The 9,921-nt window shown below is 71.5% G+C and carries 10 protein-coding genes (1 of these 10 only partly in view); 3 read left to right on the top strand and 7 right to left on the bottom strand.

The window, feature by feature from the left end:
* From D471_RS35380 to D471_RS0120855, 3 genes are all read right to left on the bottom strand, one after another.
* Window positions 1–305: the 5' portion of a flavin reductase family protein gene (locus D471_RS35380; protein WP_449406572.1), read on the bottom strand. The gene continues 13 nt to the left of window position 1, outside the view; 305 of the gene's 318 nt are visible here — the first part of the coding sequence; it begins with the start codon at window positions 303–305; the stop codon falls past the left edge of the window.
* Window positions 306–471: 166 nt separating this feature from the next.
* Entirely contained in the window at window positions 472–990 is a 519-nt protein-coding gene (locus D471_RS0120860; RefSeq protein WP_206538958.1) for an NADPH-dependent FMN reductase, read from the bottom strand.
* Between the two features lie 165 nt (window positions 991–1,155).
* A complete protein-coding gene (locus D471_RS0120855) occupies window positions 1,156–1,557 on the bottom strand; it encodes a hypothetical protein (RefSeq protein WP_017600419.1) in 402 nt (133 codons plus the stop codon).
* Window positions 1,558–1,794: 237 nt separating this feature from the next.
* Between D471_RS0120855 and D471_RS0120850 the strand changes: the two genes are divergently transcribed.
* On the top strand, window positions 1,795–3,489 hold the full coding sequence (locus tag D471_RS0120850; RefSeq protein ID WP_017600418.1) for an MFS transporter: 1,695 nt from the start codon (window positions 1,795–1,797) through the stop codon (window positions 3,487–3,489).
* A gap of 28 nt (window positions 3,490–3,517) precedes the next feature.
* Here the strand turns inward: D471_RS0120850 and D471_RS0120845 are convergent, their stop codons facing one another.
* The gene (locus tag D471_RS0120845) at window positions 3,518–5,095 is read right to left on the bottom strand and encodes an FAD-binding oxidoreductase (protein WP_026127921.1); all 1,578 of its coding nucleotides are present in this window, start codon (window positions 5,093–5,095) and stop codon (window positions 3,518–3,520) included.
* A 228-nt stretch (window positions 5,096–5,323) separates the two neighbouring features.
* On the opposite strand from D471_RS0120845, the gene D471_RS0120840 reads away from it, so the two are divergent.
* Window positions 5,324–6,349, top strand: coding sequence for a hypothetical protein (locus D471_RS0120840; protein ID WP_017600416.1), 1,026 nt, complete (start codon window positions 5,324–5,326; stop codon window positions 6,347–6,349).
* A gap of 150 nt (window positions 6,350–6,499) precedes the next feature.
* Here D471_RS0120840 and D471_RS35375 read toward each other — a convergent pair whose 3' ends face one another.
* Both D471_RS35375 and D471_RS0120820 read right to left on the bottom strand, forming a co-directional pair.
* Complete coding sequence (locus D471_RS35375) at window positions 6,500–8,035, bottom strand: protein kinase domain-containing protein (protein ID WP_051059231.1); 1,536 nt, start codon at window positions 8,033–8,035, stop codon at window positions 6,500–6,502.
* Window positions 8,036–8,324: 289 nt separating this feature from the next.
* Entirely contained in the window at window positions 8,325–8,579 is a 255-nt protein-coding gene (locus D471_RS0120820) for a PspC domain-containing protein (RefSeq protein ID WP_017600413.1), read from the bottom strand.
* Window positions 8,580–8,902: 323 nt separating this feature from the next.
* Between D471_RS0120820 and D471_RS35370 the strand changes: the two genes are divergently transcribed.
* Window positions 8,903–9,277: a hypothetical protein gene (locus D471_RS35370; RefSeq protein WP_152486384.1), complete on the top strand. Its 375-nt coding sequence runs from the start codon at window positions 8,903–8,905 to the stop codon at window positions 9,275–9,277.
* Window positions 9,278–9,342: 65 nt separating this feature from the next.
* Here D471_RS35370 and D471_RS0120810 read toward each other — a convergent pair.
* The coding region (locus D471_RS0120810) for a cytochrome c oxidase subunit I (protein WP_017600411.1) at window positions 9,343–9,921 on the bottom strand (579 nt) is incomplete at its 5' end.

Below are 9,921 nucleotides of genomic sequence, written 5' to 3'. Positions count from 1 at the left end.
CCCTCCAGCGTGACGGCGGCGTCCGGCAGGATCGGGGCGCCCAGGCCGCCGCGGACGAAGCCGGTCGAGCCGAACTTGTCCGCTCCCCGGGTGGCGAAGAGCGTGGACAGGTGCTCCTGGCCGTCGGCGAGGACGTTCACGGCGAGCGTCCTGGCGTGGGCGAAGGCGGCGTGGCACTCGGCGGTGGTGGCCAGGAAGACACCGATCAGCGGCGGGTCGGCCGACACGGACACGACGCTGTTGGCGGTGAAGCCGTGGCGACCGGTCGCGACCTCCGTGGTGATCACGCTGACGGACGTGGCCATGCGGGCGAGGCCGTCGCGCAGGGCGGTCGGCTCGCTGCGGACGTCGGTGGCGTGTGGGGTGGGATCGTGGGGCGTCATTCCTGCTCCTCAGGGGACGGACACGTGCGCTCGGCCGCCGCTGAACGGGGTGCGACGGCCGAGTCGGGGGACGGTGGGGTCTCGCGGATCACGTGCGTACCGGGAGTGAGTCGATGACCGAGGAGAGCGTTCGCGCGTGGCGGTCGTACCAGCGCAGCGCGGGGTCCGTGTCGCTGCCCAGCTCCGCGAGCACCGCTTCCTGGAGGTACAGGGCGGGCGTGGGGCAGATGGCGGCGAGCTCGACCATGACCGGGCGCAGGGCCGCCTCGGGGGCGGAGGAGTGCGCGTCGGAGGCGCCGACCATGAGGGGGACGCAGACGGTGCCGCGCAGTGCCTCGGGCGGCATCCGGTCGAGGAAGGACTTGAGCAGGCCCGTGAACGTGCCCTTGTAGACGGGGCTGGCCACGACCAGCAGATCAGCCGACCGCACGGTCTCGACGGCGGAGTCGACGTCGGCGGCGCGGGGGTCGAGCACGGCCGGGCCGTAGTCCGACAGGTCGACGGTGGTGACCGGCGCGTCGGACCGGATCGCGGACGACAGCAACCGGGCGAGGTGCTCCGCGGCGCGGGCGGTGCGCGAGCCCGAGCGTGGGTTACCTACCAGCACGACCACATGGGAAGAGCCCACGGGACACCCTCCAGACAAGACTCCTCCGGTACGGAACCGGAGACTTCGACGGAGAGCGGGCGGAAGCAGGATCGTCGACGGCCCGCGGAGATCGTTGACCCGTCAAAGGTAGGGACAAAAAATGGACTTCGTGTGAAGAAGCGATCACGGAAGGGTCTCCAATCGCTGGACATTGTGGTCCTGGTCCAGCAGGAGGACGTCGATCCGGTGCGCGGCGAGGGCCTCGGGCAGCCAGGCGCCGCGGCCGAGCAGTCTGGTGAACGGGGTGCTCAGGGCCAGGACGGCCCGTGCGTCGGGGAAGGCCGCGCCCCGGAGCCAGGCGAGTTTGAAGGCGTCGGCGATGACCTTGTTGCGCTGGTTCGACTTGATCTGTCCCCAGTGGAGGCAGCACTGTCCGACGATGGTCGTAGGATCGGCGTCCGCGCAGTCCACCCCCACTCTGACACCGTTCGGGAGGGTGAACTCCCGGGGGGTCAGCGCGGCTCCGAAGTACGCGGACAGTGTCGCGTGGGGTTCGGGGGAACCGGTACGGTCCCTGGTGTCCATCAGCGCGTGTCTCGGTGTGTGCCCCATGTGACGAGACGATAATGCACGGGAAGTGGCCTGGGACAGGGCTTGTGCCCTTGTGCTCACTCTCGGCGAGATTTTCCCGATACTTCGTCTCGTGTCGTCGCGCAGAGTCGCGAGGCACTCATCACAAGACCTTCTTCCACCTTGATCTCAACAAAAGTTGAGGTTTTACGGTCGAAGCTGTCCGAGACCGTTCGAGCCTGGGAGAACGACGTGGCCACCAGCAACCCCCGAACCGCGACCTGGAGAGAGTGGCTGGGCCTCGCGGTTCTGACGCTGCCGCTGCTGATGTCCGCCACGGACATGACCGTCCTTTTCCTGGCGCTGCCCTCGATCGCCGCCGACCTCGCCCCCAGCAGCACACAACTGCTGTGGATCCTGCACGTGGCGTCGTTCCTCCAGGTCGGCGTGGTGCTCACCATGGGCTGGCTGGGGCCGCGGATGGGCCACCGGCGCCTGCTCACGGCCGGGGTCACCGTGTACGGGTTGTCCTCCCTGGTCGCGGCGTTCTCCGTCGACCCGCTCATGCTCATCGCCACCCGTGCCGTGATGGGCATGGCCGCGGCGTCGCTGCTGCCGAGCATCACCTCCCTGCTGCGCGTGATGTTCACCGACACCCGGCAGTTCTCCGCGGCCATCGCCGTGGTGATGAGTTCGTTCTCCGCGGGGATGGCGATCGGGCCGCCCCTGGGCGGTGCGCTCCTGGAGTACTTCTCCTGGGGCTCGGTCTTCCTCATCAACGTGCCCGTGGCGGTGCTCCTGCTGCTGTTCACGCCGTTGCTGCCCCGGGTGGACGGGGTACGGGCCCAGCGCCTGGACCTGCTGGGCGTGGCGTTCTCCGTGCTGGCGGTCATCGCGGTGATCTTCGGGCTCCAGGAGCTCGCCGACGACATGGCCAGCGGGTCCGAGGCCCCGATGTGGCCCTACCTGGTGTGCGTCGCGGCGGGCCTCGCGCTGGGCGCGCTGTTCGTCCGGCGGCAGCTCCGCGCACCGGAGCCGCTCCTCGACCTGCGGCTCTTCTCCACGCCCGCGTTCTCCGTCTCCCTTGTGGCCATGCTGTTGATGCTGCTCGGCGTGGGCGGATCGGACATGCTCCTGGCCCAGTACCTCCAGGCGGTGGAGGGGATGTCCCCGGGGCGGGCGGGTCTGCTGCTGATCGCGCCCGCGCTGGGTTCGATCGTGGGCGGCCTGCTGCCGACCGTCCTGAACCGGTGGGCGCGGCCGGGGTTCGTCATGGGGGTCGCGCTCCTGGTCGCGGGAGCCGGGGCCGTCGCGATGGTGTGGTTCGTCGGTGAAGGGACGCTACCGGGGATCGTCGTGGCCGCGGTGGTGATCCAGCTGGCGATCGGCCCTCTGTTCACGTTGAGCTACAACCTCATCATCGCGTCGGCGCCGATGAGGAAGGCCGGTTCGGCCGCCGCCATGGGCGACGTGGCGGGCGGTTTCGGCAACGCGCTCAGTCTGGCCTTCCTGGGCAGCCTCGCGGCGGTGGTCTACCGCCGCCTGCTGGACGACGCGGATCTGGGGGCCGTTCCGGCCGGTGCCGTGGAGTCGGCGGGGGAGAGCGTCGGCGGTGCGACGGCGGTGGCGCGGACACTGCCCGGACCGATCGCGACCGAGCTGTTGGAGGCGGCGCGGTCGGCGTTCACGACCGCCGTGCAGACGGGGTACGGGTTCACCGCGGCGGTACTGGTCCCGGTGGGCCTGGTCGTCCTGTGGGCACTGCGGAGGGTACGCCTGGAGAACCTCGGCGGGGACGGCGAGCCCGAGGCGGCGGACGGGACTCCCGGGCCCGGCGCCCCCGACTCGGCGGACGGGGCCTCCGGATCCCTCGAGAAGGACACCGACGCGACGGTTTCCGGATGTGATGACGAGGGCGCCGGGGAACGGGAGCCGCAGGGGGCGTAGGCGCGGTGCCCGGCGCGCCCGTACGGGCCTACGACCCCGTCCCCTCCACCCTGGCCTTGGGCAGCCGCACCGACTGCTGGTGCCGGAACACGTCGAGCGGGTCCCAGCACCTCTTGACCTGCTGCAACCGTGGGTAGGCGGCCTTGTAGTAGAGCGTGTACCACTTGTCGCCGGAGGTGTTCCACTCGCCGCTGTCGAGGTCGCCGTCGGGGTAGTTGATGTAGCAGCCGTCGGTGAGGTCGTTGATGGCGGGGACCCCGCCGCTCGTGGCGAACGTCTTGCGGTAGATGTCGCGGATCCACTTGATGTGCCGGTCGATCGCGGAGGCGGTCTCGGTCCGCTTCCAGTACACCTGGAACTGCATCTTCATGATGGAGTCGCGCTGGGGGACCGCGGTGTCGTGGGGCGGATGGTTGATCGCGGCGCCGTAGGAGTCGACCTGGATGAGCGCCTCCTTGTTGACGTAGTCCTTGTAGCGGACGTTGCCCAGGTAGGCCCACATCTCGTCGATCTGGGCGGGGGTGAAGGGCTTGCGCATGTAGGCCGACTTGTACTTGCCGCACCGGTTCTCACCCGAGCTGTTGAGCGCCTGCGTGGCGGTGAGCCAGGGCAGGACGCGGGGGGTGCGCATGTCCCGCACGGGCGGGTGCTCACCCATGGGGGCGCTCATCTGGCCCGACTCGGGCTTGATCGCGCCGTCGACGGTGGCGAGGAAGTCGGCCAGGGCGTCCTTGCCGTTCGGATCGTCGTCGTCGATCTGGGCGACCAGGCCGATCTCCCCGTTGCTCACGTGGTTGAGCTTGAGCATCGCGAACAGCTTCCCCGACGCCTCGTCGGGGTCCTGGTGGTCGCGGAAGTACTCTCCGAAGGCCGTGACGAGCTTGCCGAACTCGGCCTTGTCGAACTCCGACCACTTCCAGGCCAGGGCGGCGAGACGGACGTTCCTCGGAGGTTCGGGCAGGTCCCGGAACCAGAACCGGGTGACCAGGCCGAAGTTTCCGCCGCCGCCCCCGGTGTGCGCCCACAGCAGGTCGCGGAGGTTGGTCCCGGGGTCGTCGCGGGTGGCGACGACGAGGTCGACCGTGCGGTTGGGGCGGACGACGGCGACCTCCACGGCGTAGAGGTAGTCGACGGTGAGACCGTGCTGGCGGGACAGGAGGCCGAAGCCGCCGCCGGTGACGTGCCCGCCGGTGCCCACGGAGTAACAGGATCCGCCCGGCAGGGCCCGGCCGCTGAGCGGATAGAGGTGGCTGTAGACGTGCCAGTTGCTCGCGCCGGCCTCGACGCAGTACGCCTCGAGGCCGGGGTCGTAGTAGACGCCGCACATGGGGCTGACGTCGAGGATGACGCGGACGTCGTCGCCGCAGACGAAGTCCTCGTAGCAGTGCCCTCCGGAGCGCACGGTGATCCGGGTGCGGTCGGGGTCGGTGGGGTGCTGGTTGACCGCTTCGGAGAGCGCACGGACGGCTCCGGCGGGGGAGCCCACCAGCCGGACGTACTCGGGGCTCGCGATCCAGCGTTGGTTGAAGCCGCGCGAGAGCGCGGGGTAGCGCTTGTCCCCGGGGCCGATGGTCGTCATGGGAGGGAAGGCGTGTCCGTGGGTCATTGAGCCGCCCGAGTCGAGACGAGTACCAAGACGCGGCGGGTATACCCCACCCCCGACCGCACGAAAAGTAGTCGCGTGGAGGCTGTGGGTTACGGGCGGTGGGGGCGTCCGCAACGGGAGGGAGCCGGGCGCACCGAAACCGGCACGCGGTTCGGCGGAGGGGCCGGAACCACGAGCCGGTAGGTGCCGTCAGAGCGGGGAACACCGACCGGACGAAGGGATGCGGGGATGGAACCGGGAGAGCTCCGGCCGAGGAGCCTGGGCGGATGGCGGGTGCGGACGCTGTCGGGGGGTGAGGGGGTCGAGGCCTACACGTTCCCCGACCCGCCGGGCGCGGAGGGGCGGGAAGTCGACCCGACCCACGTGTTCCCCGTGGCGGAGCGGCCCGTCCGGTGGGGTGAGGCGGTGGTGCCCGACCTCGGGCGGGCCGTGTACACGACCAGTGACGGGGCCCTGGTGTGCGTCGACCGGGCGGGCACGGAACTGTGGCGGTTCGCCCTCGGCGCCACCGGCCCGGCCGTGTGCGACTTCTCCCTCGACGGAGCCCTGGTCTGGCTGTGCCGACTGGCCGAGACGGCGTCCGACCTCGCCACCGACCAGTGGGTGGTGCTCGACGCGGCCACCGGCGCGGTCCTGGCCAGCGCCGACCTGGGGACCAGGGGAGTCTGCGCCACCCACTTCGCGCACCCGGCGGGCGCGGAGATGGTCCTGGACGTGGGGTATCCGGAGATGAGCGGCCGCCTGTTCCGGGGCCGCCCGGACGGTGGACGGATCGTCGTGGACGAGGTCCCGCTGGGCGCGGGAGCGGGGATGACCGGGGACGCGGTGGTGGACCTGTCCCCGGACGGCACCCGGTTCCTGACCATGGACCAGGAACTCACCGTCCGCTCCTACCCCGACGGCGAGGTGGTCGCCACCGTGACCGGGGAGGACCTCGGCGACCCGGAGGCGGATCCGGGAGGGGAGCGGTCGGTGTCCCTCACCCCGATGCCGGGCGGCTACCTCGACGCCGGGACCGCGATCGTCGCGGCACACGTCGACTACGACGAGGAACCCGAGGACGAGGACACGGACCCCGACGAGGGCCCGCCGTACGAGTGGTACGAGACGCACCTCGTCGACACCCGCACCGGCGCGGTCCTCGGCCGGTTCGGCGAACCCGCCGCCGACGCGCCCGGGCTGATCCCCCTGGGCGACGGCTCCTGGGTCGTCCTGGACGACGAGCGGGGGCGCTGGGTGCGCCACGGCCGGTGAGCGGGGCCGTTCCGGCCCGTCACCGGCTCCGATCCCTCAGACCTCGTGCGACGCGCAGGTGCGGACCCCGCCCGCGTCGCGGGTGCGCGCCCCGGGCAGCCAGCCCGTCACGCCCTCCGCCGTGGTGACCTTGTACCAGCGGGTGGTTTTTTAGCCGCTCTCGTCGCTGATCGTCTGGCCGTCCCCGACCACGCACGCGGCGTCCAGCCGGTCGTCGTGCCACACGGCCCCGGCGCGGTTGCCCGGGTCGGCGTAGGCGGCGTACGGGTTGTTCGCCAACCGCAGCGAACACTCCGAAGTCCGCGGGGCCTGGCACGGTCCCTCGGCGTTGTAGACGGTGATCGGCACGGTGACGGGTGTCTCGGGCTCGGGGGCGGGCTCGGCGGTCTCCTCGGGCTCGGCCGTCTCGGAGGGCTCGGGGGACGGCTCCTCCGACTCCTCCGGCTCGGACGGTTCGGGGGACGGCGACGCCTCCTCGGAAGGCTCCTCGCTCGGCTCTCGCCCGACCGGTCCCGGCCGGCGCGCCTCGTCCTCGGTCGCCTCGGTCTCCGGAACGGGGTCGGCCTCCTCGGTGGACGCCAACCAGGCGGCCATCGGCAGCGAGTCCCAGTTCCGGGCGAGCGCCACCCCGCCGAAGGCGAGCCCGGCCAGGAGCACCACCGCTCCGACACCGGCTCCGACGAGTGTGAGGGCGCGCTTCGCTCCGCCGCCGGAGGCCGCCGGGGCGCGCACGGTCCGCTCCGCGCCCGCGCGCACCCCCCGCCAGTCGCGGTCGAGCAGCGCGGCCACAGCGTCCGCGGCGGTACCGGTGTCCCGGATCGGCGCGATCGCGCGGTCGGGCACACCCGCCTGGATCACACCCGAGACCAGCTCCAGCGCGGTCGGCCGGTCGGCGGCGTGCTTGGCCAACGCCCCGCGGGCCAGATCGGCCAGCGGGCCCTCGAAGCCCGCCAGGTCCGGTTCGTCGCTCATCACGCGGTGCGCCACCACCGCGGGGTTGCCGGCGCCGAACGGAGGCCGCCCGGTGGCCGCGTACGCGACCAGGGCACCCCAGGCGAACACGTCGTCACCGGTGCAGACCTGTTCGCCCCGGTACTGGTCGGGGCTGATCCACCCCGGAGAACCGGCCACCGTGCCCGTCCGCGTCAGCGCGGTCTGGTCGATCGCCCGAGCCACCCCGAAATCGAGGACCCTCGGCCCGTCCGGCGCGAGGATGATGTTGGTCGGCTTGAGGTCGCGGTGGGCGATGCCGCAGGCGTGGATCTGCGCCAGGGCCTCGGCGACGCCGGCGGCGAGGCCGCGTAGCAGGGGCTCGTCGAGTGGTCCGTTCTTGCGGATGCGGGCGCCCAGCGTCGCACCGCGCACCAGGGGTGTGGCCAGCCACGGGCGGTCGGCCCCGGTGTCGGCGGCCAGGAGCGGGACCGCGCAGGACCCGCCGACCCGGCCCAGAAGATCGACCTCGCGAGCGAAGCGGGCCCGGAACTCCTCGTCGGCGGAGTACTCGGTGTGGATCAGTTTGACCGCCACCGGCCGCGCCTCCGGTTCGGCCGGCACCGCCGCGTACACGATGCCCATGCCGCCCGCGCCGAGCCGGGCGAGCGTTCGGTACGGGCCGATCCTGGCCGGGTCGGCCGGGGTCAGGTCCATGGCGGAGGCCGGCAGGGCGACGGAGGAGGGTGCGCTCACGGTGAGGGAGACCTTGATCGTCGGGGAGGTGCGTGCTCACATGCGGACGTCCCGGGCGGGTCCAGGCATTCCGGGGATGCTCGGATGGTAACGCGCCCCGGGGTCACGCGGGTCACTCGCACTCGAAGGTCCCCGGTGGGGACGGCGGGGCCGACGACGCCGCGGAGGGCCCCTCAGCGCTCGGCCGTGTTCGCGGCGGCGGGCTCGCGGTTCTCCTCGGCCTCCCGCTCCTCACGCGGGGCGCACAGTTCGCGGCGCTGCCAGCCCGGCTGGGCTCGAAGGGTCCACATCAGGTCTCACTCGGCTTTCCCTGGAAGTTACGGATGATCTGCTCCAGCAAGGAGTGGCGCTCGCCCTCGGCGGGCATCAGCAGCCAGGCGAGGATGTACACGAACACACCGCCGCCCAGGAGCGCGAAGACCACGAAGGCGATCCGAACGATGGTGGCGTCGATACCGAGGAAGGCGGCCATGCCGCCGCACACACCGGTCAGGAGACGGTTGGAGTCACTGCGGACGAGTCGTCCTTGGAGTTTCCCGTTCATGTCTCCAGCCTGCCTGTCACCAACGACGATTCCCATCGGGGAGAGCCCTGGGCCTCCCCTGACATCCCCCGGACCCCCCGAGAGGGGGAGGGGCGGGGGAACGCCGACGCGCCCCGCACCTGCTTGGACGGGGGCGGGGCGTGTGTCGTTCCTGAGGCGTGGGACACGTTCGCGGCCGGAGGCTCCGCGGGACCCCGGGGGCACCTCCGAGCATTTAGTTAGTACGCTAATAGTTAGTACACAAACTAAAATCGGGCGGTGCGGGCCGCGCGTCACCGAGCACGTGACGACCGTCCCGTGGAGCCGCTCGGCCAGGAGGAGACATGCGTCGGATGGAACGGACCGGGTTCCGACCGAGCGGACGCGGCCCCACCGCGTCGACGGTGTTCGCCCTGATGGCCGCTGGCGCCCTCGCGGCGTTCGCCGTCAGTCTGGGCGGGTATCCGGGGGTCGGTGCACTGGTCGGCGGGGTCGCGGTGCTCTGCGCCTGGGCGGTCGCCCTCCTTCCGTTCGGCCGCACGGCTCCGGAGGGCGTGGTGGAGCTGCGCGGTGGCCCTCTCGACGGTCACCGGGTGAGCGGGCGGCGGCTGCGCGACGCGGGCCGGCGGAACGGGATCGAGTTCGCCCACCGGAACGGTCGCGCGCGGTACGCCCCGGACGCGGACGGGCACCTGCGCCACGTGAACGACGCGGTCTGACACGGCGGAGGGGCCGTGGTCCGGTCCTCCCGGAACCACGGCCCGTGTCGTCGGACGGTGGGCCGTCAGCCCGCGGCGTGCGGGTGGTTCAGGTCGAACGCGGGGCGCTCGGAGCGGATCCGCGGCAGCGACGTGAAGTTGTGCCGCGGCGGCGGGCAGGAGGTCGTCCACTCCAGGGAGCAGCCGTGGCCCCACGGGTCGTCGACGGTCACCACCGGCGCCCGCCTGGCGGTGACGTAGATGTTCCAGAAGAAGATCAGCGTCGAGGCGCCCAGCACGAACGACGAGATCGACGAGATCTGGTTCAGCGCGGTGAAGCCGTCCGTGGGCAGGTAGTCGGCGTAGCGGCGGGGGAAACCGGCCGCGCCGAGCCAGTGCTGCACCAGGAACGTGCCGTGGAAGCCCAGGAACAGCAGCCAGAAGTGGACCTTGCCGAGCCTCTCGTCGAGCATCCGCCCGGTGAACTTGGGCCACCAGAAGTAGAAGCCCGCGAACATGCCGAACACGACCGTGCCGAAGAGCACGTAGTGGAAGTGCGCGACCACGAAGTAGGAGTCGTGGACGTGGAAGTCGATCGGCGGTGAGGCCAGGATGACGCCGGTGAGGCCGCCGAAGAGGAAGGTCGACAGGAAGCCGATGGTGAA

Source organism: Nocardiopsis lucentensis DSM 44048, from assembly GCF_000341125.1.
Taxonomy (GTDB): Bacteria; Actinomycetota; Actinomycetes; order Streptosporangiales; family Streptosporangiaceae; genus Nocardiopsis; species Nocardiopsis lucentensis.
Note: the sequence above shows the minus strand (reverse complement) of the source record. Positions and strands in the feature narration are given on the sequence as shown.